This is a genomic window from Streptomyces sp. NPDC005496 (assembly GCF_042872045.1).
GTDB lineage: Bacteria > Actinomycetota > Actinomycetes > Streptomycetales > Streptomycetaceae > Streptomyces.
Genome location: NZ_JBIAJQ010000010.1, coordinates 228,960 through 254,933, shown reverse-complemented (window position 1 = coordinate 254,933; position 25,974 = coordinate 228,960). Strand labels below are relative to the sequence as shown.

At 75.5% G+C, this 25,974-nt stretch carries 15 protein-coding genes; 9 read left to right on the top strand and 6 right to left on the bottom strand.

All coding sequences use genetic code 11. The annotated features are described in order from the left end of the window. Positions 1–63: 63 nt before the first annotated feature. Genes ACFYQQ_RS29280 through ACFYQQ_RS29270 form a run of 3 tightly spaced genes read left to right on the top strand, consistent with a single transcriptional unit; the run spans position 64 to position 9,840 of the window. On the top strand, positions 64–7,329 hold the full coding sequence (locus ACFYQQ_RS29280) for an amino acid adenylation domain-containing protein (protein WP_388905649.1): 7,266 nt from the start codon (positions 64–66) through the stop codon (positions 7,327–7,329). Then, a complete protein-coding gene (locus tag ACFYQQ_RS29275) occupies positions 7,326–8,555 on the top strand; it encodes a cytochrome P450 (RefSeq protein ID WP_356168971.1) in 1,230 nt (409 codons plus the stop codon). Before ACFYQQ_RS29280 ends, ACFYQQ_RS29275 begins: the two co-directional genes overlap by 4 nt. Before the next feature lie 37 nt (positions 8,556–8,592). Next, on the top strand, positions 8,593–9,840 hold the full coding sequence (locus ACFYQQ_RS29270; RefSeq protein WP_356240262.1) for an MFS transporter: 1,248 nt from the start codon (positions 8,593–8,595) through the stop codon (positions 9,838–9,840). A 76-nt stretch (positions 9,841–9,916) separates the two neighbouring features. Here ACFYQQ_RS29270 and ACFYQQ_RS29265 read toward each other — a convergent pair whose 3' ends face one another. The 3 genes from ACFYQQ_RS29265 to ACFYQQ_RS29255 all read right to left on the bottom strand — a co-directional run bounded on the left by ACFYQQ_RS29265 (position 9,917) and on the right by ACFYQQ_RS29255 (position 16,589). Next, a complete protein-coding gene (locus ACFYQQ_RS29265) occupies positions 9,917–12,832 on the bottom strand; it encodes an AAA family ATPase (RefSeq protein ID WP_388905645.1) in 2,916 nt (971 codons plus the stop codon). A gap of 155 nt (positions 12,833–12,987) precedes the next feature. Then, positions 12,988–13,224 carry a hypothetical protein gene (locus tag ACFYQQ_RS29260; protein ID WP_355794254.1) on the bottom strand — a complete coding sequence of 79 codons (237 nt, stop codon included), beginning with the start codon at positions 13,222–13,224 and terminating at the stop codon, positions 12,988–12,990. A gap of 53 nt (positions 13,225–13,277) precedes the next feature. Continuing rightward, complete coding sequence (locus ACFYQQ_RS29255; protein WP_388905641.1) at positions 13,278–16,589, bottom strand: type 2 lanthipeptide synthetase LanM family protein; 3,312 nt, start codon at positions 16,587–16,589, stop codon at positions 13,278–13,280. Positions 16,590–17,126: 537 nt separating this feature from the next. On the opposite strand from ACFYQQ_RS29255, the gene ACFYQQ_RS29250 reads away from it, so the two are divergent. Then, positions 17,127–17,738 carry a response regulator transcription factor gene (locus tag ACFYQQ_RS29250; protein WP_356168960.1) on the top strand — a complete coding sequence of 204 codons (612 nt, stop codon included), beginning with the start codon at positions 17,127–17,129 and terminating at the stop codon, positions 17,736–17,738. After that, positions 17,735–18,433, top strand: a complete 699-nt coding sequence (locus ACFYQQ_RS29245; protein WP_388905638.1) for a response regulator transcription factor — start codon at positions 17,735–17,737, stop codon at positions 18,431–18,433. Before ACFYQQ_RS29250 ends, ACFYQQ_RS29245 begins: the two co-directional genes overlap by 4 nt. Positions 18,434–18,616: 183 nt before the next feature. Here ACFYQQ_RS29245 and ACFYQQ_RS29240 read toward each other — a convergent pair whose 3' ends face one another. The 3 genes from ACFYQQ_RS29240 to ACFYQQ_RS29230 form a co-directional block, all read right to left on the bottom strand. Next, positions 18,617–19,357, bottom strand: coding sequence for a peptidase E (locus tag ACFYQQ_RS29240; RefSeq protein WP_356168954.1), 741 nt, complete (start codon positions 19,355–19,357; stop codon positions 18,617–18,619). Between the two features lie 155 nt (positions 19,358–19,512). Then, positions 19,513–20,208, bottom strand: a complete 696-nt coding sequence (locus ACFYQQ_RS29235; RefSeq protein ID WP_356168951.1) for a 4'-phosphopantetheinyl transferase superfamily protein — start codon at positions 20,206–20,208, stop codon at positions 19,513–19,515. 79 nt (positions 20,209–20,287) lie between these two features. Next, positions 20,288–20,539 (bottom strand): MbtH family protein, encoded by a 252-nt coding sequence (locus ACFYQQ_RS29230; RefSeq protein WP_388905634.1) that lies wholly within the window; start codon positions 20,537–20,539, stop codon positions 20,288–20,290. A 258-nt stretch (positions 20,540–20,797) separates the two neighbouring features. Between ACFYQQ_RS29230 and ACFYQQ_RS29225 the strand changes: the two genes are divergently transcribed. The 4 genes from ACFYQQ_RS29225 to ACFYQQ_RS29210 are packed head-to-tail and all read left to right on the top strand — an operon-like array spanning position 20,798 to position 25,921. Then, on the top strand, positions 20,798–23,119 hold the full coding sequence (locus ACFYQQ_RS29225) for a lantibiotic dehydratase (protein ID WP_388905631.1): 2,322 nt from the start codon (positions 20,798–20,800) through the stop codon (positions 23,117–23,119). After that, positions 23,119–24,606 (top strand): amino acid adenylation domain-containing protein, encoded by a 1,488-nt coding sequence (locus ACFYQQ_RS29220; protein WP_356240240.1) that lies wholly within the window; start codon positions 23,119–23,121, stop codon positions 24,604–24,606. Before ACFYQQ_RS29225 ends, ACFYQQ_RS29220 begins: the two co-directional genes overlap by 1 nt. Beyond that, a complete protein-coding gene (locus ACFYQQ_RS29215; RefSeq protein WP_388905628.1) occupies positions 24,603–25,661 on the top strand; it encodes a threonine/serine dehydratase in 1,059 nt (352 codons plus the stop codon). Before ACFYQQ_RS29220 ends, ACFYQQ_RS29215 begins: the two co-directional genes overlap by 4 nt. Beyond that, positions 25,658–25,921, top strand: coding sequence for an acyl carrier protein (locus ACFYQQ_RS29210; RefSeq protein ID WP_356240234.1), 264 nt, complete (start codon positions 25,658–25,660; stop codon positions 25,919–25,921). Before ACFYQQ_RS29215 ends, ACFYQQ_RS29210 begins: the two co-directional genes overlap by 4 nt. Positions 25,922–25,974: the final 53 nt, after the last annotated feature.

Sequence of the window (25,974 nt, the reverse complement as noted above, 5' to 3'; positions counted from 1 at the left end):
CCGTCGCCCGCGCCCGCCCCTGCCCGACTTCTCTCTCCCCAGTTCTTGGATCGGAGTGCCCTCATGACCACATCCGACGTGCGTCCCGGCCCCCTCGCCGCGGGCGGCGGCCTGTCCCCGGCCGCCCGGCGCCTGCTGGAGCAGCGACTGCGCGGCCGGGCCGCCGTACGCGAGGACGGCCCGGCGCGGGTCCGGCCCCGCCCACAGCGGATCCCGCTGTCCGCGGCCCAGCAGCGCCTGTACTTCCTGGACCGGCTCGACCCGGGCGCACCCACCTATCTGCTGCCCGCGGCATGGCGGTTCACCGGCCCGCTGGACCTGCCGGCGCTGCGCGCCGCCGTGGCGGACCTGGTCGCCCGGCACGAGCAGCTGCGCGTGATCTTCCCCGAGCACGACGGCATCCCCCACCAGCAGGTCCTGCCCGCCGACGGCACCGTCCTGGACGTGATCGAGGTGAGCGGCCAGGAGTGCCAGGAGGACGGGGACCGCGAACGGCGCCTGTCGGCCGCCGTGCACACCGCCGCCGTACGGCCCTTCGACCTCGCCCACGAGCCCGCCTTCCGGGCCACCCTGGTCCGCGCCGCCGACGACGACCACGTGCTGGTCCTGGCCATGCACCACATCGTCTCCGACGGCTGGTCCCTGGGTCTCGTCGTGCGTGACCTGACCGAGCTGTACCGGGCCCGCCGCGAGGGACGCGCCGCCCACCTGCCCGAACTGCCCCTGGACTACAGCGACTACGCGATCTGGCAGCGCCGAGGCGAGCAGTCCGCCGCCCTGGACCACTGGCGCACCCGGCTGGCCGGCCTCACCCCGCTGGAACTGCCCACCGACCACCCCCGCCCCGACACCCCCTGCGGCCGCGGCGCCGCCCACCGACTCACCCTGCCCCCCGCGCTGAGCGAGGCGCTCGCCGCGCTGTGCCGGCGCACCGGCACGACCCCCTACATGACGGTGCTGGCCGCGTTCCAGGCCGCGCTGGCCTTCCACAGCGGACAGCACGACATCGCCGTCGGCACCGTGGTCGCCAACCGGGAGCGGGCCGAGACCGAGCAACTCGTCGGCTTCTTCGTCAACACCCTCGTCCTGCGCGGCGACCTCTCCGACGACCCGACCCCGGCCGCGCTGCTCGCCCGCACCCGCGAGCGGGTCCTGGAGGCGTTCCAGCACCAGTCGCTGCCCTTCGAGCAGGTCGTCGACGCGCTGAGCCCCGAACGCGACCTCGCCCGCAACCCGCTCGTCCAGGTGCTCTACACGCACACGGACACCACCCCGTCCGGCTTCGACCTGGGGCAGGCGACCGGGACGCCGTACCCGATCGACCTCACCACCGCCAAATTCGACCTCACCCTCGATCTGCGCGACGGCGACGGACACACCGACCTGGTGTTCGTCTACCGGCCCGACCTGTTCGAGGAGGCCTCGGTCGCCGCCCTCGCCCGGCACACCGTGACACTGCTGGAGGCGTTCTGCGCCGCCCCCGACACCCCGCTCAGCACCGTCGACCCGCTCACCCCCGCCGAACGCGCCCACCTCCTCGGCCCCAACGGCCCCGCCAACACCGGCACCGACACCGCCCGGGCCCCGCACACCGCCGCCGACCGCCTCGCCGCCCACATCGCCCGCACCCCCCACGCGGTCGCGGTGAGCGGATCGGGACGCACCCTCACCTACGCCCAGCTCGACGCCCGCGCCTCGGCGCTGGCCCGGCGACTGCGCGCCGCCGGCGTCACCCGCGGCTCCCTCGTCGGCGTCTGCCTCGACCGCACCCCCGACCTGGCCGCCGCACTGCTCGCCGTCTGGCGGGCCGGCGCCGCCTACCTCCCCCTCGACCCCTCCCACCCCAGAGCACGCCGCGAGTTCACCGTCACCGACTCCGGCGTCGAGTGGATCGTCACCGACACCGCCACCCGGGCCGCCGTCGAGGGACTGCCGGCCCGCGTGGTCCCCCTCGACGCGGACGCCCCGCACACCCCGGACGACGGCGACGACCTGCGCCCGGCCCCCGACGACCTCGCCTACGTCATCTACACCTCCGGCTCCACCGGCCGCCCCAAGGGCGTGGAGATCACCCACGGCAACCTGGCCTGGCTGCTGGACGCCGCCGACCGCCACTTCGACTTCGGCCCCGCCGACGTGTGGACCCTGATGCACTCACCCGCCTTCGACTTCTCCGTGTGGGAGCTGTGGGCGCCGCTCACCAGCGGCGCACGCGTCGTCGTGCTCGGTGCGGACGAGGTGCGCGACCCGGCGGCCGTGCACCGGATACTGCGCGAGGAGAACGTCACCGTCCTCAACCAGACCCCGGCCGCCTTCAAGGGCCTGCGCGCCCACCTGGAGGACACCGGGGCCGGCTTCGCGGACCTTCCCCTGCGCACCGTGATCTTCGGCGGCGACGCCTTCGACGTACGCGACTACCGCGACTGGTTCACGACCCCGGGACACCGCCCCGCGCTGGTGAACATGTACGGCATCACCGAGACCACCGTGCACGTCACGATCCGCACCATCACCGAGCAGGACATCGACGCCGGCGTCCGCTCGCCCATCGGCCGCCCGCTCGCCGGCCAGCACGGCTACGTCCTGGACTCCTTCGGCCGGCTCGTGCCGCCCGGCAGCACCGGCGAACTGTACGTCTCCGGCGGCGGCGTGGCCCGCGGCTACCTCAACCGGCCCGAGCTGACCGCCGAACGCTTCCTCGACGACCCCTTCGGGACACCCGGCGCCCGCATGTACCGCACCGGTGACCTGGTCCGCGTGCTGCCCGACGGCCGGCTCGGCTACGTCGGCCGTGCCGACCACCAGGTGAAGATCCGCGGCTACCGCATCGAACCCGGCGAGATCGAGACCGCCCTGCGCGCGCTGCCCGGCGTCGCCGACGCCGCCGTGGTGGCCCGCCGCGACGAGGGCACCGCCCGCCTGGTCGCGCACGTCGTCACGCCCGAGGGCCGCCCCCTCGACCCGCCCGCCCTGCGCGAGGGACTGCGGCTGACCCTGCCCGAGCACATGGTCCCGGCGCTGTTCGTCCGCCACGAACACCTGCCGCTGACCGCCAACGGCAAGGTGGACCGGGCCGCGCTGACGGCGGTCCGGCCCGCCTCGGACGGGCCTCGGGCACACCTACCGCCCCAGGGGCCCCGGGAACAGGCCCTCGCCGCCGTGTGGAGCCAGGTACTGGGCGTCGAGCACGTCGGCCGCACCGACAACTTCTTCGACCTGGGCGGCGACTCCATCCTGGCCCTGCGCCTGGTGGGCCTCGGCCGCCTGGCCGGACTCGGGTTCACCGTCGCCGACGTCTTCCGCGCCCGCACCCTGGCCGACCTGGCCGCGCTCGTCACCGACGCCGGCGACACCCCCACCCCGGTCGCCCCCTTCTCCCAGCTCGACCCCGCCGACGCCGGCCGCCTGCCCGACGGACTCGCCGACGCCTACCCGCTCACCATGCTCCAGGCCGGCATGCTGCACGAGATGCTCGCCGACCCCCGGCGCGGCGCCTACCACAACGTCACCGACCTGAAGATCACCGTCCCCGAGGGCTTCGACCTCGACGCTTTCCAGGCCGCCGTCGACGCGGTCGTCACCGGCCACCCGATCCTGCGCACCTCCGTCGACCTCGTCTCCTACCGCGAGCCCCTCCAGCTCGTCCACCGCGCCGCCCGCCTGCCCGTCGGCTACACCGACCTGCGCGCACTGCCGCGCGAGGAACAGCGGGCGCGGCTGCGCGCCTTCGTCGACGAGGAGTTCGAGCGCCGCTTCGACCTCGCCGCCGCCCCCCTGGTGCGCATCCACCTCCACCACATCACCGACCACGACCTGCGCCTCGTCCTCACCGACTGCCACGTCGTCCTGGACGGCTGGAGCCTGACCTCACTCGTCGCCGACCTGCTGGCCCTGCACCGGCAGGCCGTCGCCCACCGCCGCGCGCCCGAGCCGCCGACCGCACCGCCCTTCGCCGAGTACGTCGCCCTGGAGCGGGCCGCGCTCGGCAACGAGGAGTCCCTCGACTACTGGCGCGGCCGGCTCGCCGATCTGCGGCCCGTCACCTTCCGCAGGCGCACCGCCGCCGACCCCGCCGGCCAGGCGCCGGTGCACGAGGTCCGCCGCTCCTACGCCCACCTCGCCGAACGCATCGGCCGCCTGGCCAAGGAGGCCGGCGTGCCGCGGCGCACCGTACTGCTCACGGCCTTCCACCACACCATGAGCCTGTTCGCCGACCGCGACGACAGCGCCCTCGGCCACAGCATCGGCCTGGTCACCAACGGGCGGCCCGAGGTGCCCGGCGCCGACCGGATGCGCGGACTGTTCCTGAACACCGTGCCGTTCGGCGTGGCCCGCCCGCACGGCAGCTGGCTCACCTACCTGCGGGACGTCTTCACAGCCGAACAGGAGATGCTCCCGCACCGCAGGCTCCCGCTGGTCCACATCGCCCGCCTGCGGCCCACCGAACCGAACCTGACCGACGCCGTCTTCAACTACGTCAACTTCCACCGGCTCTCGCACGACTCCTGGGACGACTCCCTGGAGATCGCGCGGACCATGTTCCCGCTGCTCATCAACGCCAGTGTCAACGCCTTCACCCTCGACGCCGACCCGGCGTTCGTCGCACCCGCCACCGCCGAGCAGCTCGCCGACGTGTACTGCGCCCAGCTGGAGGCCATGACCGCCACCCCGCACACCCCGGTGACCCGGCCCGCACTCACCGGCGCCGCCCGCGCCACCGCCCTCGACGTCTGGGCCCGCGGCCCCGAGACCCCCTCCTCACCGCTGCTGTTCCACGAGCACATCGCCGCCCACGCCGCCCGCACCCCCGACGCGGTCGCCGTCGAGCACCGCGGGCAGCACCTGACGTACGCCGGACTCCAGGAACAGGCCGAGCAGCTGGCACGGCGGCTGCGGCGGCTGGGGGTCGGCCCCGAGACCGTGGTGGGCATCTGCGCCGAGCGCGGCCCCGACCTGGTACGCGCCGCCGTCGGTGTGCTGCGCTCCGGCGGCGCCTTCCTGCCCCTGGACCCGCAACACCCCACCGAACGGCTCGCGTTCATGGCCCAGGACAGCGGCATGCGGGTGCTGCTCACCCAGCGCGCACTCACCGGGACGGTGCCCTTCGACGGGCCGGTGATCCACCTGGACACCCCCGCCGACCCCGTGGAAGCCGTGGAAGCCGTGCCGGGCCGAGAGCCCGACGCCGACACCCTCGCCTACATCATCTACACCTCGGGCTCCACCGGCACACCCAAGGGCGTGGCCATCCCGCACCGGGGCCTGTCCAACATGCTCGAAGGACAGCGCGACCTGGTGCGCCCCACCGCCGGCGACCGGGTACTGCAGTTCGCCTCCTTCGGCTTCGACGCCTCCATCCTGGAACTCACCTGGTCCCTCGCCAACGGCGGCCGGCTGGTCACCGCCCCCAAGGAGGACCTGCGCCCCGGCCCCGACCTGGCCCGCACCCTGCGCGAGGCTCACGTCACCGGCGCCATGCTGCCGCCCAGCGCACTGGCGGTACTCGGCCAGGACGACTTCCCCGAGCTGGCGGTGCTCCAGGTCGCCGGCGAGGCCTGCCCGGCCGAACTCGCCGACGTCTGGTCGCGCGGCCGGCGCTTCCACAACGTCTACGGCCTCACCGAGACCTCCGTGTGGTCCGTCGCCGCCGAACTGAGCCCCGGCCGGGGCACCCCGCCCATCGGCACCCCGATCCGCAACACCCGCATCCATGTCCTGGACGACGACCTCCAGCCCGTCCCGGTGGGCGTGCCGGGCGAGATCCACCTCGGCGGGCAGGCCGTCGGCCGCGGCTACCTGGGCCGGCCCGCACTGACCGCCGCCACCTACGTCCCCGATCCGTACGGCGCACCCGGCGAGCGGCTGTGCCGCACCGGAGACCTCGGCACCCACCGGCCCGACGGCTCCGTGGAATGGCTCGGCCGCCGCGACTCACAGGTCAAACTGCGCGGCTTCCGCATCGAACTCGGCGAGATCGAGCACGCCCTCAGGGCCCTGCCCGAGGTCCGCCAGGCCGTCGTCCTGCACCGCACCGACCTGCCCGGCGAACCGGCCCTCGTCGCCTACCTCGTCGTCCACGGCCCGCAGCGGCCCCGGCCCGAAAAGCTGCGCCGCGACCTGCGGGCCTCACTGCCCGCCTACATGCTGCCCGCCCGGTTCGTCTTCCTGGACGAGATGCCCGTCAACCGCAGCGGCAAGACCGACAAGCGGGCGCTGCCCCTGCCACCGGCCGAACTCGACCGCGACGGCACCCGGTACGCCGCCCCGTCCACCACCGCGGAGAAGGTCCTCGCCGAGATCTGGCGCGAAGTCCTCGGCCTGTCGCGCATCGGCGTCCACGACGACGTCTTCCGCATCGGCGGCAGCTCCCTGTCCACCGTCCGGGTCTCCCTGATGGCCGCCGCACGCGGCCTGCCGGTGTCGGTCGGCGACCTGATCGAACACCCGACGATCGCCCAGCTCGCCGCGCACGCCACCCGGGCGGCCGGTGACGGGCTGCCCGCCGCCGTCACCTCCGAGGTACGGCTGCGCGAGGGCACCGGGGAGCCCCTGTGGTGCGTGCACCCCACCGGCGGCAGCGCCGCCTGGTTCGTGCCGCTCGCCCGCGCCCTGCCGCCCGGCCGGCCCGTCCACGCCTTCCAGGCACGCGGACTGCTCGGCGGCGTCGACCCGAGCACGGTCGCCGGCATCGCCGCCAACTACGTCGCCGAGATCACCGACCGGGACGCCACCGGCCCGCACGCCCTGCTCGGCTGGTCCATGGGCGCCAACATCGCCCTGGAGATGGCCACCCAGCTGCACACGGCGCGCCACCAGGTCGCCCCCCTCGTCCTGATCGAGCCGTACCTGCCCAACACCGCCGCCCGCGCCCGTCTGGACGGCGTCACCAAGGACCTGCGCGAAGCCCTGCGCCTGCGCGACCGGCTGCGCGAACTGCCGGCCTCCCCCCAGCGCGAGAGGGCCACGGCCGAACTCACCGCCACCCTGCTGGGCGCCGGCATGAGCCCCGCCGAAGCGGCCCTGGTCGAGAACGCGCCCATCGAGGTGTGGCACTCACTGCTCGCCGCCCTGGCCGCCTACGAGGTCCGCCCCTACCCCGGCCACATCCACCTCGTGGTCGGCAGCGAGGCCGCCTCACTGCCCCGCGGCCGCACCATGCCGGGCCTGGACGTCGACTACGACACCTACGTCGCCCGCTGGCGCGAGGTGGCCGGCGACGGACTCACCCTGCACATCAGCGAAGGCGACCACATGTCGATGATGGCCGAGCCCAGGGTGCACGGCATCGCCCGACTGCTCGCCGGCATCCAGGCGGGAGAAGACCGATGACCACCGCAGCCCCCGCCTTCACCGAGCGCTACCTGCTGTCCGCCGACATGGTCGCCGACCCCTACGACCACCTCGACGCCCTGCGCGCGCACGCCCCCGTCCACTGGAGCCCGATGCACCACGCCTGGCTCGTCACCGGCTACGACCAGGTGATGCGCTGCCTGCGCGATCCCGCGGTCTCCGCCGACCGGGTACGCCCCCTCATGGACGCCGTACCCCACGGCGCCCGCGAGGACGCCGAGCGGGCCTTCGGGATCCTCTCCCGCTGGATGGTCTTCAACGACGCCCCCCAGCACCGCAGGCTGCGCCAGGTGTTCCAGGAGGCGTTCGCCGCCCGCGCGGTGGCCCGCTACCGCGCCTTCACCGAGAAGGCGACCCGCGCCGTCCTCGCCCGCAAGGCGGTTCCCGGCCGCACCGGCGACCTGATGGCCGACGTCGCCAAGCCCCTGCCCGCGCTGGTGTTCGCCCGCTGGCTCGGCATCCCGCCCACCGACGCCCCCTCCTTCTGGTACTGGAACGCCCGCGTCGCCGACCTCGTCCTCGGCACCGCCCAGGAGGAGAGCGAGTACCGGGCCTCCCTGCAGGCACTGGTGAGCCTGGAGGACTACCTCGCGGCGCTGGTCGCGCGGCGCCGCGCCGAACCCGGCGACGACCTGATCAGCCAGGTGCTGCGCGAGGGCCGGGTCGGCGACTCCGTCAGCGAGGAGGAGTTCGTCGGGATGCTCACCCAGATGGCGTTCGCCGGCGGGGAGACCACCAGCAACCTCATCGCGAACACCGTCCTGGCCCTGCACACCAGGCCCGAACAGCTCGCCGCCGTCCGCGCGGACCCCGAACTGGCCCAGGGCGCCGTGGAGGAGACCCTGCGCCTGGACGGCCCGTCCAAGATGTCGATCCGCACCGCGGCCCGCGACCTCGACCTCGACGGCCACACCCTGCACACCGGCGACCGGATCTTCCTCGTCACCGCCGCCGCCAACCGCGACCCGGCCCGCTTCCCCGACCCCACACGGTTCGACGTGCGCCGCACCGGCGCGACCCACCTCGGCTTCGGCTTCGGCGCCCACTTCTGCATCGGCGCCGCGCTGGCCCGGCTGGTCGCCGTGTCCGCCGTGCGGACCCTGGTCACCGACCATCCCGCCCTGACCCTGGCGGACCCCGGCACAGAAACCTGGCAGCCCTCCCTGCTCAACCGCAGCCTCACCGCCCTGCCCGTCCGCTACTGACCGGACCCCCGCGAGCGTCCGCGACGAAAGGCACCCCATGGCCACCACTCTCGCCGACGCCGGTCCCCGGCTGTGGGCACCGGCTCGGCAGCGGCCCTTCCAGCTCCTGTGGCTGGGACAGTCGCTGTCCCTGCTCGGCGACGGCTTCAGCGTCGTCGCCTTCTCCTGGATCACCCTCGAACTGACCGGCTCCACCCTCGCCCTCGGCTACGTCCTCGCCTTCCAGGCCGTACCCCGCGCACTGCTCACCCTGGTGGGCGGCTCCCTCGGCGACTCCTGGTCCACCCGCACCCTCATGGTCGCCTCCAGCTGGACCCGGGCGGCACTGATGGCGGGCGTCGGACTCGCCGGACTGAGCGGGCAGCTGACGGTGGGGACGCTGTGCGCGGCGGCCGCCGCCTTCGGCGCCGTCGACGCCTTCTTCCAGCCCGCCCGCGTCTCCATCCTGCCCTCCGTCGTCGACAAGGACCTGCTCACCGCCGCCAACGCGCTGCTGGGCACCGGCGCCCGGACCGCCGCCGTCATCGGACCCGCCGTCGGCGGTGTGGTCATCGCCGTCACCCGCGCGCCGGTCGCCTTCCTCGTCGACGCCGTCTGCTTCGCCCTGTGCGGCTGGTGCGTGGCGAGCATCCGCACCCGCCCCGGCGCCGGCCGTGCGCAGACCGGCGCGGCGAAAGAACGCACACCCCTGGGCATCCGCATCCGCGAGGGCGTCACCTACACCTTCCGCGACCCCCGGCTGCGGACGATCGTCGCCCTCGACACCGCCGTCAACTTCTGTTACGCCGGGCCCTTCACGGTCGGCTTCGCCACCCTCGCCGACCAGGTGCTGCGGGGCGGCTCCGCCACACTCGGCGTGCTCAACGGATCCCTCGCCGGGGGAGCGATCCTCGGCACGCTCGCCGGCGGCGCGCTCGGCGGCCGGCCCCGGGTGGGCCTGCTGGTGGCCGCTCTCGCGGGCTGGCTGGGCGCCGGAATGGCCGTACTGGGCCTGGTGCACAGCACCGCGGCCGTCGTGGCGACCGTGCTCGCCATGGGCTTCGCCATCGGATTCCAGGGCGTGTTCGGACTCAGCTGGATCCAGCGGAACATCCCCCAGGACGTGCTCAGCCGAGTCGTCTCCGTCGACATGGTCCTCGGCTACGCGGCCGCCCCACTGTCACTGATCGCGTGCGGCGCACTGGCACGGATCGACACGCTCGCCCTGTTCGCGGTGGTGGCCGCCGTCCTCGCCGCAACGGGCCTCGCCGTCCTCGCCTCACCCGCGGTACGCGAGATGCGCTAGGCCGTGTCCGCGAAGTCCCGCCTGTTCCGCCCTCCGGGCGGACGACGGGACTTCGCGGACACGACCTGACCCGGCTTCAGGAGGACCGCAGGGCGGCCGACCGCGCGCACAGGTCCGCGCGGTTGGCCGCCCCCGTCTTGGTGATCAGGCTCGCGATGTGCTTCTCCGCCGTACGGGGCGAGATGAACAACCGGTCGGCGATGTCCTTGTTGCCGAGCCGCTCCGCGAGCAGCCGGAACACCTCGAACTCCCGCACGGTCACCCCCTGCGCCCGCAACTGGTCGGGAATGCCGCTGGTGCCGGTGCGGTGCTGGTGCACGGGAGCGCCGAGCCGGCGCAGCGCGGCCCGGCAGGCACCCGCCACGGCCGCCGTGTCCCGCTCGTGGAAGTGGTGTTCGGCGCGCCGCAGCCAGCCCACCGGATCACCCCAGCCGTCCTGGTGCGCCGCGTCGGCGATCAGCCGCAGGCCCAGGTGCTGGGCCAGCGGGTAGGGCTGCGCCAGCGCCAGCGCCGACTCCACCGCCGCCGCGGCGCGCGCGCCCGCCCCTTCCCGGCCGAGCAGCACGGCGTCGGCGAGCAGCACGAACTGCCGGTTCCAGCGCATCCGGGCGACGGCGGTGGCGGTGACCTCGTCGTGCCGGGCCCGGTCCGCGTCCCCGGCGAGCACGTCCAGCAGCAGGACGAGTCCATGGGTGCCGCTGAGGTGGTAGGTGGAGGGGTTGTCCGCCTCCAGCGCCACCACCGCCCGCAGCTCGGCACGGGCCAGCTCGCGGTCCTCCTCCAGCAGCGCGCAGAAGGCGCGGGCCAGACCCAGGCACAGCGGCTCCTCCTGCGAGCCGGCACCGTCCCACTCGGTGAACGCGGCGAGCGCCGCCAACATCGCCGTACGGTCCCCGCGGTGTGCCTCCAGGACGGACTGCGCCATCAGGACGTACCGCACGGCGGGCGCCAGCCGCAGCCGCCGTACCACGGCCAGGCATTCGGCGGCGGCCGCCCGGGCGCCCTCGTAGTCGCCGCGCAGCACCGCGTCCAGCACGAGGATGCCGTCCACGGTGTGCACGAGGTGCACCGAGCCGAGCCGCAGCGCCTCCGCGCGGGCCGCCAGCAGACCCGAGGTGTCGCCCTCGGCGAGCCAGGCGTTGCCGCCCATGCGGGTGGCCGCGTACATGCGCTGCAGCGGCAGGCGATGGCGTTCCGCCGTGGCGAGGGCCTGTTCGAGCATCGCCTGCGACTCCTGGGGGTCCCGTTCCCTGGCCACGGTGGCGAGCAGCTCGCTGGCCTGGCAGGCGACGACGGGCAGAGCGTACCGCTCGGCGGTGTCGGCGGCCGAGCGGGCCAGCTTCTCCGCGTGCTGGGTGCGGTCCGGCCCCGGAGTGTCCAGGGCCAGATAGGCAGCCGTGACGTCGACGGCCGCGGCCGTCGCCTCGTCCGGCGCGCTCGCCAGCATCTGGCGGGCACGCACGATCTGGCGGTTGCCGTCGCTCCACCGCCCCGCCGTGTGGGCGACCTTGGCCAGCCGGGTGTGCAGGGCGGCCAGGCGCGCCGGGCTCAGCCCGGACCCGCTCAGCACGTGCAGGTCCTCGGCCAGCTCGAAGGCGCGGGCGAAGTCACCGGCCTCCGCGAGGGCCGGCAGCAGGTTCTCCAGCACCTCCGCCCGCGCCTGCGGATCACCGGCCTCGGCCAGCAGGCCCTCCGCGCTGCTGAGCAGGGTCACGGCGGAGCCCAGCGCGCCCGCCGCCAGGGCCCGGCCGCCGGCCTCCGCGAACAGCAGCCCCGCCTCGATGCGGTCCCCGGCCTCGCACCGCAGCCCGGCCGCGAGCGCGCACCAGTCGCCGCCGAGGCCGGGGTGCAGTTCCTCGGCCGCCTCCGCGCCCCGCCGGGCCAGCTCCGCCCGCTGACCCGGCGTCATCTGCGTGAACAGCGCCTCCACGGTGAGGGAGTGCCGGAAGGCGTACCAGTCCGGAGCCGGCTCGTCGGGGATGACCAGCCGCGCCGCCACGCCCGCGTGCAGATGGCTGAGCAGGGCCCGGTCGTCGACGCCGGTCATACGCTGCAGCACGGTGAGCGGGAAGCGCCGGCCAAGGACGGCGGCGGCCGACAACAGGGTCAGGCCCTGCGCGCCCAGCCGGTCGATACGGCGCAGAATGCCTCGCGCCAGCGTCGAGGAAACGTCACTGCGCAGATCTCCGACCGCGCGCCAGCCCTGCGGCCCCTGCACCAGCGTCCCGGCCCCGATCATCGACTGCAGCAGCTCCTCCACCAGGTACGGGCTGCCCGCGCTGTCCTCCCACAGCCGCTGCAGGACCGCCTCGGGCACCTCGTCCGGGCCCTCGGCACCGAGCTGCGCCGCGATCATGCCGTGCACCTGGGGCCGGGTCAGCGGCGGCAGCTCGACCAGAGCCGCGACGCCGCGCCGGCGGGCGGACTGCGCGAGGTCCAGCGCCTCGCTGAAGTCCGTGCGCACCGTGGCCAGCAGGAGTACGGGTGAGTACTCCAGGTTGTCCACCAGGTACTCCAGGACCCCGAGTGTCTCGGGGTCGGCGTCGTGCAGGTCCTCCAGCAGGAGCAGCTGGCCCTGCCCGCGCCCGGCGGCGGTCAGCAGACGCAGCACCGCCTCGCCCAGGATGACCATGGAGCTGCTCTCGCGTTCCCCGGTGTCCCAGTCGGGGATCAGCCGCCCCAGGACGGGGCGGTAGGGGCCAAGGGGCAGGTCGTCCATGGGCTCGCCGCCGCGGAACAGCGACATCAGCGCCTCGGTGAGGGGACGGAACGGCACGGCCGGCCCCGTGGTGCTGCTGCGGCCGCGCAGGACGCGCATCCCGGCGTCCAGCGCCCGGCCCACCGCCTCCGCCGCGAGCCGTGACTTGCCGACACCGGCCTCGCCGACCAGGAAGACGACACCGCCGCGCCCCTGCCTCGCCTCGGTCAAGGCACGTTCGAGCAGGGCGATTTGGGGGTCCCGCCCGACCAGGGATGGCGCATGGGAACGCATGGACGCAGATGATAATCGGAATATCCTGATCTGCGGCAGGTCGCCCGCTCCCGGTCTCTCCCGGCCGCTTCCGTCACCGGCTCCCGTACGCAGCACGGCGGCGCGGACCCGGCGAACGGGCCCGCGCCGCACGCGGTGTCGGTACTGACTGGCCGTCAGTTCGGTGCGGAGACCGAGGTGTCCAGGGTGCTCAGCGTGATGACGACGCCGCTGGTCAGGACCATCCCCGCCAGTACGCGGGCCCGGGCGCAGGCGCGGTTGCGGCCCTTGAGCGTGACGCCGCCCGCCGCGTCCTGCTCGTCGGCGGCGGTCTCGGTGACGTCGGCGGCGGTGGTGGCGAGGTGCTTGTCCATGACGGTGATCCCCTTCTGGTGTCCCGTGCGGATGCGCACGGTGTGAGGTGGAGCGGTGCCGTGGTGCCGAGAAGCGCAGGTACGTGGGTCGGTCAGTGGCCGGGGTGTCCCAGGAGCAGGACGGACGGCACGTGTTCGGGCCGGGCCAGGCGGAGCAGTCCGTAGCCGATGCCGGACAGTCCGGTCAGCAGCCCGGGGGAGGGGACGTGATCGGGGGTGGCACATCGGTGGCTCTGCGCCTCGACGAGGGCGAGCACCTGACCGCTGCGCCGGTTCAGTGCCTCGGCGGCGGTCGCGTCGCCCTGTCCGGCGAGGACGGCCAGCGCCTCCAGCGTGCCGAGGGTGCCCTGTCCCAGGCTCAGGTCCGGGCGTACCTCGGCGTCCGCCAGCCGCTCCGCCGGCCGGGGCGCACCCGGTCGCGGGGGAAGGTGGGCGGCGGGAAGGCGGGCGGCGGCGGCCGCCACGCCCGCGAGCCCGTCGGCCCAGGACGTGTCGGCGGGCGCGGCCCCCGCGCCCCGGAGCGCGGCGCGGAGCAGGGCGTGGGCGACCCCCGTGTGCCGGGCGGCACGTCCCGGCCGCCGGGCGGCGTACCGCAGCAACGCCCACCCGATCCCCGCGGCCCCGTCCGCGAACCCGGTGCGCCCGCCGGCCGCCACGGCCCCGCCCGCAAGACCGGTCGGGTCGATCGCCGGGGTGCCGTCCGTGTCCGTGCGCGCGGTGTGCCCGCCGTTGCCGGTGGCGCTGCTTGCGACTCCGGTGCGCACACCGGCCGCCACGGCCCCCGCGACGCCGGCGTCCGCGGCGCTGCCCGTGAGGCCGGCGGCCGTGTACGTCGCGGCCATGCCCTGCGCGGCGCCGGACACCGTCGTCAGCAGCCGGTCCGCCACCGTGTCCGCCAGCCGCAGTGCCGCCGGATCGCCGGTCGCCTCGTGCGCCGCGACGGCGGCCGCCAGGGCGCCGGCCGTGCCGCCGGCGAGCCCCGGGTCGGGGCAGGCCGCGACGGCGTGGCCGAGCGCGGTGAGCGCGTCCGGCAGACAGCCCGTCAGGTCCTCGCCGAGCAGCCCCGACAGTCGCACCAGGGCGTAGACGATGCCGCCGAGCCCGTCGTAGGCGCCGGGCCCCGCCGCCGCGCTCAGCTCGGGGTCGCAGGCCAGTGCCTTCAGCAGGCCGGGCAGCGGCCGGACCGCCTCGCGGGCCGGGTCGGCGTACCGGCCGGCCCCGACCAGCGCGTCCGCGTGCGCGAGGAACAGCGCGACCCCGCAGTAGCCCTGCGCGAGCCCGGCGCCCATCGGCAGCACCGCCCAGTGCGGGCCGGAAACCCGTTCCAGACCGAGCCAGTTGGTGCGGCCGCCGTCCCGTACCGCGCGGGCCGCGAGCTCGTCGGCGATCCCGCACGCGGCGGCGAGCAGCCGGGACGCCTCGGGCGCCACCGCCGGTACCGGCGCCACCGCCAGCTCGGAGCGGGGCCGGTCCAGCGGCGAACCGGTGCCCCGTGCCGCCAGCGTGGCCGCGATGATCCACTCCTGGTCGCGGCAGTCGACCTCGTCCATCCGGGCGATCTTCTCCCGCACCGCCGCCAGACTCGCCACCGGCAGCACTCCCGCCAGCCAGGTGCCCTCGGCCGCCCGGACCCCCGTACCGGACGGCCGGTGCGCGAACAGGGGGACGTCCCCCCGCCACAGGTCCGCCGTCTCGTGCTCGATGAGCCGCCGGCGCACCTCGTCGTGCTCGGACTCGGTCCACAGCACCGCGAACACGCTCTCCCGGGCGAGCGCGTCGCCGAGCAGGGAGGGGTGGGCGGACTCCTCCAGCAGCGTCGTGTACAGGCGGGTGGAACGGGCGATGAGCCGGGCCGGGCTGCCGGCGCGGGAGGCCAGCGGGCCGTCCTCGCCGAGCAGTTCACCGCCGTCGGCGGCGATCGCCGCGTACGCGGTGCGGAACCCCTCCAGCAGGGCCGCCCGGTGGTCGGCGCCCTGCAGCGGGCGGCCGGCGGGCAGCGGCTGGTTCTGCGCGGCCGGGCTGAGCAGCGGCGCGCGCACGGCCCGCATGGTGTCCCGCCCGCTGTCCTGCCAGTGCAGGCCCTCGCTCGGGAACGTGCCGTCGGTGGACCGGCCGAGCGCGGAGATGTCCAGCGCCCCGTGCTCGCCGATCAGCAGGTGGGGCAGCAGACAGGTGCGGTGCACCGAGGCGTGCAGGGCGTCGGCGGCCGGGTCGGCGCCCGCCGTCATGGGCTGCGGGAGCCCGGTGTGCAGGAGCGTCTCGGCGTCCACCAGGACCGGCTGGTCACCGCAGGCGATGACGTTCTCGTAGTGCATGTCGGCGCCGTCCACCGCGTAGAGCAGCGCCAGCAGCGCTCCCTGGCGCCGGTAGAAGGCGTCGGTCTCGGCCACCGACCGGCACCAGCGGTGCTCGACGAACTCCAGCCAGCCGTACGAGCTCCGGCGCAGGCTGCGCGGAGTGCGCAGCGCCAGGCCGGGCACCTTGGCGTTGAGCCAGGCGACCAGGTCGTCGAGCAGGGCGTGCTGGTCGAGCGGCCGGGGCTTGTACACCAGCCGCTCGCCGCTCGCGAAGTGCAGGACCGCCACGGACCGGTGGCCCTGGTGGGCGTCTCCGCGGCCCAGGTCGACCCCGGTGAGCGCCCCGGGGGCGCGACCGCCGAGGAGGGTGGTGGTCAGGGCGTCCCGGTCGGCGTGGAAGCGCGCCACCAGTTCGGCCGTCGCCTCCGTCGCGTCCAGCGCGCTCTGCCCGAGCATCCGGGCGAGCACCGGGTAGGCGGCGAACAGGCTGCCCAGCCCCCGGCGGGTGCCGGCAGCGGCGACGAAGGAGGCGAACCGCTCGCGCGGGCCGGCGCCGCTCAGGCGCCGGGCGCGCCGGGCCAGGTCGAGCTCGTGGACCAGCGTGCGGGCGGCCTGCCGGACCAGGTGGTGGGTCAGCCGGCACTCGAACGCGCCCCGCCAGACGGCTCGTTCGGCGGTCGGGACGCCGGGCAGCAGCTCGGCGAGCCGGGCGGAGGCCGCGGCGACGACCGGGCGTACGACCGGTGCGAAGGCATCGGGTCCCTCACCGGGCACCACCGGCTCCGCCGTGTCCTCGGCGTCCGCGTCCAGGACCGCTTCCACGTACGCCGCCCAGCGGGGCTTCACCGTCCGGGCGGCCAGCCGCTCGGCGGGCTCCGCCGCCAGGGCCGCCGCCGTGGCACCGTCCACCCCGAGGTGGGCCAGCCGCAGGGCGAAGCCCTCCGCGTCACCGGCTGCCCAGGGGGCGCGCCCGGTGGCCCCCGGAGCGGCGGGCGCCACCGGGAGTCCGGGGGCGGCGAGCCGTTCCGCGAGGGACAGCGCCGGAGCCCACCAGGCGAGTGGCAGGCAGGCGCTCCGGGGAGTCGGGAGGCTGGTGGTCTCGGTCACGGGAAAGAAGTTCGCAGACCCCCTGCGGCCCCCACATGGGGAAGCGGCCCCCATATTCTGCGCGGGCTGCGCCCCACCGGTGGGTACCGCGTGCGCGCAGACGCCCCCGGACGGGGAAACACGCAGGTCGAACCGGGATCCCGGCGTCCCCGGACAGGACCGGGGGAGCGCCGCACTTACGCCTGCGCACGCCGGTACGGCCCGCTGCACCCCCCACTTCACGGGCCCGCGCCCGCACTTCCTGCGGGTCGCACCCGGGCACACCCCCATTCCCGAGGGCGCGCACCCCCGCCCCCCTCCGTCCTCCCGCCCCCGCGCGTACGCCCCGGACACCGCGCGGCTCGCCCTGCCCGCCGCCGGCCGCCGCACACCGCACCAGGGAGGCGGCCTTACGGGGGACAGGGCCGCCCGCCCCGCGGGAAAGGTGGGGACCGGCTACCGATGCCCGCGCCCCGCCGCCCACGGCACGGTGGGCGCAGTACCCCAGACCGCCCGCAGCGCTCATGACGGGGCGGACGACCTTTCAAGGAGCAGCAGATGGGAGCACCCCTACCCGTCGGTGTGGTCGCGCTCGACCCGGTGCTGGAGGCCGGCACCCGCAGTACCCTGCTCGCCTGCCCCGAGCTGAGCGTGTGCGAGCCCGGCGACGCCCGGGTCGCCGTCCTGACCGTGGACCGGCTCGGCCCCGCGGAACTCGACATGGTGCGCACCACCCGCGCCCACCGGCAGCACCCCGCCGTCGTCCTGGTGGTCGCCGCCCTCGCCTCCGGCGACGCCCTGCACGCCCTGGCCGCCGGCGCCCGCGGCCTGCTGCTGCGCCGCGACGCCGACGCCTCCCGTCTCAACCACGCGGTGCTGGCCGCCGCCCGGGACGACTGCACCCTGCCACCCGAGCTGCTCGAACAGATCCTGGAGCGTCCGGCGAACACCCGGCACGGCTCGGGCGGCTGGGCCGACGGCATGCTCTCGGACCGGGAACGCTCGGTGCTGCGGCTGGTCGCCGACGGGCACGAGACAGCGGAGATCGCCCAGCAGCTGGCCTACTCGCCGCGCACCGTCACCACCGTCGTCCACGACATCACCCAGCGGTTCAGGCTGCGCAACCGTGCCCACGCGGTCGCCTACGCGCTGCGGGCAGGCATGCTGTGACGGCCACCCTGATCGCGCCCGCGCCGCCCGCGCCGCCCGCGCCGCCCGCGCCGCCCGCGCCGCCCGCGCCGCCCGCGCCCGCCACCCAGGTCACGCCCGGCACGCTCCCTTCGCGCCCGGTCCTGCGCATCGCGCCCTCGCGCGGCACGGACCGCGTCCGCGCCCTCGCCCGCCGCGCCGGCTTCGCCTGCGAGCCCGAGCACGGGCCCGCCGGGACCGGGAGCGTGGTCGTGGTCGTGGCCGCCGACGCCGAACAGGCTCTGCGCTTCGGGCGGGATGCCGGCCGGCTGCTGCTCGTGTGCGACACCGTCAGCCGCCCGGGCCTGCTGCTGGCCCTGCGCACCGGAGCCGTCGTCCTGAAAACCGCGGACCTCACCGAGGAGACCCTCGCGGCCGCGGTACGCCGCGCCGCCCACCCCCATCCGAGCATCCCCTACCCGGAACTCTCCCACCTGCTGACCGCTACTCCCGGCGGCGGCGAACCGGTAGCGGACGTGCGGCCCCCGGCCCTGACGGCCCGCCAGATGTCCGTGCTGCGCCTGCTGGCCGAGGGCCACGCCAACGCGGGCATCGCCCGCCTGCTGGACTGTTCCGAACACACCGTCAAGAACGTCATCTACGAGATCATGGGGCGTCTGCAGGCCCGCAACCGGGCCCACGCGGTCGCGCAGGCCGTGCGCCACGGCCTCGTCTGACGCACGCCAGGGCGCCGGGCCGGGGGCGAGCCGCATGACGCCGGGCGTCAAGAGCGCCGCCCGGGCGCTCCACCCGCCCCACCCCGTTGCCGCGTCCGGCACTCGGCCCAGGGGTGAGGGCGGGGCGGGCCGAACGCGGGGCGGACGAACGCCGCACCGTGCGCATGCGGCGGGAGCGGGCCGTCAGAACGCGGGCGCCGGCAGCAGCCGCGGTACGAGCCGTTCCTCCACGACCCGCTCGCCGTCCCGGCGCACCACGTAGGCGGCCTTGTCCGGCAGTTCCGCCACCACCTCGGCCAGTTCGGTGCCCCGGTAGACCAGGCCCACCCCGTCATCGGTGCAGTGGGCCCTGGCGAAGGTGCCGTCGGCGACCAGGCGGTGGATCAGGGGACGCCGGCCCGGGTCGGAGTCGTAGTGGACGCCGTTGCCGTACGGAAGCAGGCCAAGACCCCCGGTCACCGGGCGCAGTTCGGGTCCGAAGGAGTCCGTGGCACCGCCCTCGAACCAGCAGATGGAACCCGCGCTCACCCCGGCCAGCACCACACCCGCCCGCCACGCGCGCCGCATCACCGCGTCCAGCGCGTGCACCCGCCACACGGCGAGCAGGTTGGCCACCGAGCCGCCCATCACCCACACCACGTCGTGGTCGAGGACCGTGCCCTCGACGTCGTCGACGTTCGGCATGGGGAACAGGTGCAGCGGGGTGAGGTCGAAGCCCGCGATCCGGGCGGCCTCCGCCATCCGCGCCGCGACGTGCTCGGCGTCCCCCACCGCCGTGCCGACGTACAGGATGCGCGGGCGCCTGCCGTGCACGCCGGACAGGTGCACCGCGTGGTGGACCAGAGCATCGAAGAGGACCCGGGCCCGCGCGCCGACGCGGTGGCCTCCGGACGTGGCGAGGATGGTCGGTTCAGCACCGCTCACGCCCGTGATCGTAGCGCGGTCCCGCGCGCCGGGAAGGGGGGAAGCCGTGAAGAGCGCACTGCCGGCCCGTACCTCGCGCGAGCACCCCGACAGCACGGCGGGGACCGGTCATCCGACCGGTCCCCGCCGTGCTGTGAGTGCTGTCGGGGGCGCCCTCACGGTGCCCGCAGGGCCACCGCCGCCCCGTACCCCGCGGGGACCAGGACGTCCCGCACGGTCCACTGCGGCGACGGAGCCGCCGGCCGCGACCCGGTGCCCACGTAGTCGAGCGCCGGATCCCGCACCAGCCCGGTGCCCAGGCCCTTGAGGTAGGCCTCCTTGCGCACCCAGGCCCGGGTGAAGGCCGCCGGCCGCTCGTGCGCGGGCAGCCGCGCCAGTTCCCGCGCCTCCCCTGGGTGCAGCGCGGACTGCGCGCCGAGCACCGCCTGCGCGGTGGCCAGCCCCTCCACGTCCACACCGACCGGCGCCGGGGCGAGCGCCACCATCACCAGGTCCCCGCTGTGCGACAGGGAGAAGTGCACCCCGGCCGTGCGCAGCGCCGGCCGGCCGTGCGGCCCGCCGCAGCCGGCGCACGGTTCACGCATCAGCGGCAACGCCTCGGCGCGGATGCCCAGCAGCACACTCAGCACACTGCGCAGCGCCGCGTGCGCGACCACATAGGCGTCGCGGTCCCGGTCGCGCCGGAACGCGCGCGCCCGCGCCCGCTCCTCCGCGTCCAGCAACTCCCGCGCGCGCCGCAGCGCCCGCTCGTCCTGCGTGCCGACCTGGGCCAGGTACAGCTCCAGCGGTCCCCGCAACGCCCGCGGGCCCGCCGGGTGCGTCCGGTCGGGCAGCGCGGACAGGTCCAGCACGGCCGGGCACAGCCGTTCCGGTGGCGCCCCCTGCGGGGGACCGTGGGCAGGCCGCGACAGGAGCCGGCCCGGACGGCCCTCAGACATCTGCCCCGGCCAGCCGGCGGCGCAGGCTGAGCGGGCGCATGTCCGTCCAGATCACGCCGATGTGGTCCAGGCACTCCTGCCGGCTGCCGCGCCGGCCCTCCGGGTACCAGCCGGCGGGCACCTCACGGTCCGCCCGCCAGATCGAGTACTGCTCCTCGTCGTTGCGCACCACGAGGTACACCTCGTCGGTGCCGGGGCGCGGTGTCTCGCCGCCCGCGCCGGCCGCGGAGTTGGGTTGCGTCACGGTGAACCTCCCGCAGGTGATGGGGCCGGCCACAGGTCAGGGGCCGACGCTGCCAGCGTGCCCGGAACCCGCCGCGCCGGGTCAGGGACGAACGCGCCGTACCGGCGGCGTGCGTTGCTGCCGGATCTTCTCTGGTGAGCCACGGCCCCGGCGCGGGACCGTGCTCTGCGGCCGGGGCGCCCGGCATCCCGGCGGCGGCACCTCGCCCGGCCGGGCAGAGGAACCCCCGCGCACCCCCCTTTCCGGAAGGAGCACGCGATGTCGGACGAGCACGCACCTGTCCTGCTGCCGGGCGGAGGCTGGCGGCTGTGGGACCAGTTCGCGCTGCGCGGCCCCGGCTTCCCCGCCGACGGCGTGCTGCGCCTGGCCCCGCCCGGACTGGCCGAGGCCGCCGACAAGTTCGGCCCCGGCACGGACCTGTCCGGGCCCGAGTGGCAGGCCTTCACCGAGGAACTGTCCGCCGCCGCCGTACACACCGCCCGCCATCTCCAGGAGGTGGCCGCCCAGCCCCGCTTCCAGGCGGCCCTCGCCTGGCAGAACCCCGCCGTCCTGCGGACCGGCATCGCCCCGTTTCTGCGCTGGACACCGGGCGTGGACAGCCGCAGCAGCATGCCGCGCCAGCGCGAGGAACTGGTCGCGCACTACTGGCAGCGGTTCTGCGTCAAGAACGACACCATCGGCTTCTTCGGCCCCGTCGGCTGGGGCCGCTGGGACCTGTCCGCACCGGACGCCGTCGCCGTGGACGCCGGCGACGGCTTCCTCGCCGCGCAGGAGGTGTACTTCTCCGGCTGGGCCATCGACGCCCTGGCCAAGGTGCTCGGTGAGGACCGCGAACTGATGCGCTGGATCCCGCCGCGCCGGGTGTCCTTCGTACGCTGCCAGGACGGCCGGGTGCGGGTCCCCGGACGCCCCGCACAGCCCATCGGCGCACGCGAACTCGCCGTACTGGAACGCTGCGACGGCACCCGGCACACGGACGCCATCGCCGCCGAACTGGGCCTGGACGCCGACGAGGTGGCCCACACCGTCGGCGAGCTGCTCACCCGGCGCTGGGTGCACTGGCGGCTGGAGGTGCCCGCGGCCACCCACCCCGACCGCGCCCTGCGCCGCATCCTGGAACGCGTCCCCGACCAGGCCGCCCGGCAGAGGGCGCTCGACAGCCTCGCCGTCCTGGAACGCGGCCGGGACGCCGTACGCGCCGCCCGCTTCGACGCCGGCGCGCTGACCGCCGCGATCTCCGCCCTCGAAGCCGACTTCGCCGCGCTCACCGACAGCGAGGCCCAGCGTGCCAAGGGCGAACGCACCGCCCCCTGCAGGGGCCTGGTGTACTCCGACGCACGCCGGTCGGCCACGGCCACGGCCGGCGCCGCACTGCTGGCACACCTGGAACCCCTGCAACTGTGCCTGACCGCCGCCCGCTGGATGACGAACCGCTTCGCCGAAGCCGTCCGCGGCCGTCTGCACACCGTGTACGACCGCCTGCGCGCCGGCGGCGCACCGGTGGACCTCGCCACCCTGTGGCTGCACACCCTGCCCTCCCCGCACCCCGACGCCGGCGACCTGATCGACGCCGCCCAGGCCGAACTGCGCGCCAAGTGGGCCCGCATCCTCCACCTTCCGCCGGGCGCGCGCCGGGTACGGCTGAGCACGGGCGAACTGGCCGGACGAGTACGCCAGGAGTTCGACGAACCGGGCGACGGCTGGTCCCTGGCCCGGTACATCAGCCCCGACGTCCTGGTCATCGCCGAGGACGACGCCGCCCTGGCCCGCGGCGACGTCCAGCTCGTCCTCGGAGAGATGCACTGCGCGCTCAACACCATGGGCGCCTCCCTGTTCGTCCACCAGCACCCGGACCGCGACGAGCTGCTCGCCGAGACCACCCGCGACTTCCCCGGCCCGCGCCTGCTGCCCACGCTGCCGAAGGAACTGCCGCTGAAGTGGTCCACCCGCAGCCGGCCCTCACTGGACCGCCCCGAGGACCACTACGTGACCCTGGTCGACCAGACCGGCGACCCCTACCGCCCCCGCACGGTGCTGAGCGCCGACGTCCTGGTGGAGGAACGCGACGGCCGGCTGACCGCCGTGCTGCCCGACGGCACCGCCCACGACCTCCTCGACGTCTACGCCAACACCCTCACCCAGCGAGTCATGGACCGCTTCACCCTGCGCCCCGAAGGCGAACACACCCCGCGCATCACCATCGACCGCATGATCGTGGCCCGCGAGACCTGGCAACTGCCCGTCACGGAGGTCGACTTCGCCGACGAGAAGACGGAAGCCGCCCGCTTCGTCCGGGCCCGGCACTTCCAGCGCCGGCACGAGCTGCCCCGGTTCGTGTTCGTCGTCTCCCCGACCGAACCCCGCCCCTTCTACGTCGACTTCGACAGCCCCGTGTACACGACGATCCTCGCCAAGGCGGCCCGCAGGCTCGCCCGCAAGGACCCCGCGGCACGGCTGAAGGTCAGCGAGATGCTGCCCACCCCCGAGCAGGCCTGGCTCACCGACAACGAGGGCCGCCGCTACACCTCGGAGCTGCGCTTCGTGGCCGTCGACCAGACCGTCACCGTGGGGGAGGACTGATGCGCACGATCGCCGACGACATCGCCGCGCACGCCGCCCGCACCCCGCAGCGCGTCGCGCTGACCACCCCCGCCGGTGACGTGACGTACGCCCGCCTCGCCGCCCGCATCGAGGAGCTCACCCGGCTCCTGCAGGCCCACGGCGCCCGCCCGGAGACGGTGTGCGCCATCGCCGTCGAGCACGGCACCGACGCGGTCGCGGCCATGGCGGCGGTCCTGCGCTGCGGCGCCGCCTTCCTCACCCTGGACGTGGGACAGCCCCAGGAGCGGCTGGCGGCCTTCGTGCGCAGCGCCGGCGCCCGCCTGCTGCTGACCACCTCCGCGCACGCCTCCCTCCTCGGCCAGAGCGTGCCCACCGTCCTGCTGGACCGCCCGGCACCCCCGGCCGCCCCGCCGCCGCCCGCGGCCGACCCTCGCGCCCTCGCCTACGTCAGCCACACCTCCGGCAGCACCGGGGAACCCAGCGCCGTCCTGATCGAACACCGCTCCCTCGACGCCTACCTGCGCGACACCGCCCACGCGTTCGGCCTCGGCCCCGGCACGGTCGCCCTGCAGACCGCGCCCCTGGGCTACGACGCCTCGATCCGCGACACCTTCGTCCCACTGCTGGCCGGAGCACGGCTGGTGATCGTGGACCGGGCCCGGCTGCTGCGCCCCCAGGAGTTCGCCCGCACCGTGCGGGAGCACCGGGTGACGGCCCTGCTCAGCGTCACCCCCTCCTTCCTCGCACACCTGGCCGGAACGCCGGGTCTCACCGATCCGCTCGCCGGGGTCACCCTGGTCGCCTCCAGCGGCGAGTCGCTGCGGCCCTTCCTCGCCGCCGGCGGACGCCCGCTCGTACCCGGCAGCCTCGTCAATCAGTACGGCCCGACCGAGTGCACGATGACCACCACCCGCCACAGCGTGCCGGCCGAGCCCGACCCGTCCGCCGACCTGGTGGGCGTGCCCCGGGCCGGCGCCGTCCTGCGGATCCTGGACGCGGACCTCGCGCCGGTCGCCCACGGCACGGTGGGCGAGGTGTACATCGGGGGAGAGGGACTGGCCCGCGGCTACGGCGGGCGCCCGGCCCGCACGGCCGAGTGCTTCGTCCCCGACCCCTTCGGCCCGCCCGGCGCCCGCCTCTACCGCACCGGCGACCTCGGCTGGTGGGACGAGGAAGGACTGCACTACGCCGGCCGCACCGACCGGCAGGTCAAGATCCGCGGCTACCGCGTCGACCCCGCCGAGGTGGAGGGGGCCCTGCTCTGCCACCCGGGAGTCACAGGCGCGGTGGTGACCTCGCACACCGACGACCGGGGGCGCGTCCACCTGCTCGCCCACGTCACCGGCGACCTGGCCGACATCACGGACGCGGCCCTGCGCGGCCACCTCGCCCGGTCGCTGCCGCCCCATCTGATGCCGCGCCGCTTCCAGCGCCTGGACACGCTGCCCACCACCCGCGGCGGCAAGGCGGACCGCCGCCGGCTGGCCGCCGGGAGCACCCGATGACCGCCACCGGCCTGCGCCCGGGCACCGGCGACACCACCCGCCGGCACCCCGGCCCCGCCCCCCGCGGCCCCCACGCGCCCGGCCCCGCCGGTCTCGGCCCCGCGGACCTCGAAGCCGCCGCCACCCGTATCGCCCCCCACATCGTCCGAACGCCCCTGCTGCGCGGCCCGGCGACGGCGGCGCACGGCCCGCGGCTCCTGCTGAAGGCCGAACACCTCCAATCCGGCGGCTCGTTCAAGACGCGCGGCGCCGCCAACGCCGTCCTCGCCCTGGGCGCCGACCGGGTCGTCACCGGCTCCTCCGGAAACCACGGCATCGCCCTCGCCGTACTCGCCCGCACCCTCGGCATCCGGCTGACCGTCGTCCTCGCCGCAGGCGCTTCCCCCGCCAAGGCCGCCGCGATCCGGGCACTGGGCGCCGAGACCCTCCAGGCGGGCGGCGCAGTCGCCGAACGCGAGGAGCGCGCCCGCGCCCTCGCGCAGGAAACCGGTGCCCTGCTCATCCCCTCCTCGGACCACCCCCTGGTGGTCGCCGGACAGGGCACGGCCGGAAGCGAACTGCTCGCCGACGCCCCCGGCACCGACACCGTCTACGTCCCCACCGGCGGCGGGGGACTCCTCGCCGGCGTGTGCCTCGCCGCCACCGGCCACCCGGTCCGGGTGGTCGGCGTCGAACCCGCCCTCACCCCGCGCTACGCCCGCTCCCTGGCCGCCGGCCGCCCCGTCCGGCTGCCGCCCAGCACCACCGTCGCGGACGGGCTGCGCGGCCAGTGCCCCGGGCACGTCCCCTTCCCCATCATCCGCGACCGCGTCGACGACCTGATCGCCGTCGGCGACGCCGAGATCCTCGCCGCCACCGCCCTGCTGCACCGGCACGGCGTCCACGCCGAACCCAGCGGAGCCGTCGCGCTGGCCGGGGCGCTGCGCGCCGGCCGCCGCGAACGGGCCGTGGCCATCGTCTCGGGCGGCAACACCCCCGCCCGCCTGCACCCCACCCACCTCGACCCGTACACCGGCCCGTATCCCGCCACCCCCGCGAAGGAGCACACGTCATGACCCCGAACACCGCCACCGCCGCGACGTCCCTCACCACGGTCGACCTCCTCGTCGGCATCTTCCAGGACGTGCTCGGCCTGCCCGACCTCACCGCGGACACCGACTTCTACGAGGCGGGCGGCGACTCGCTCACCGCCTTCCAGATCACCGGCCGCCTCCAGGAGGCGATCGGCGCGGACGTCCCCGTCTCCCTGGTCTTCGCCTACCCCACACCGCTCGACCTGGCCGAGGTCGTCGACGCCGACTACGGCGCCGCCTGACCCCCGCGGGACCAGCACGGGCAGGACCGTCCACCCACGCTCGCCAAGGAGAA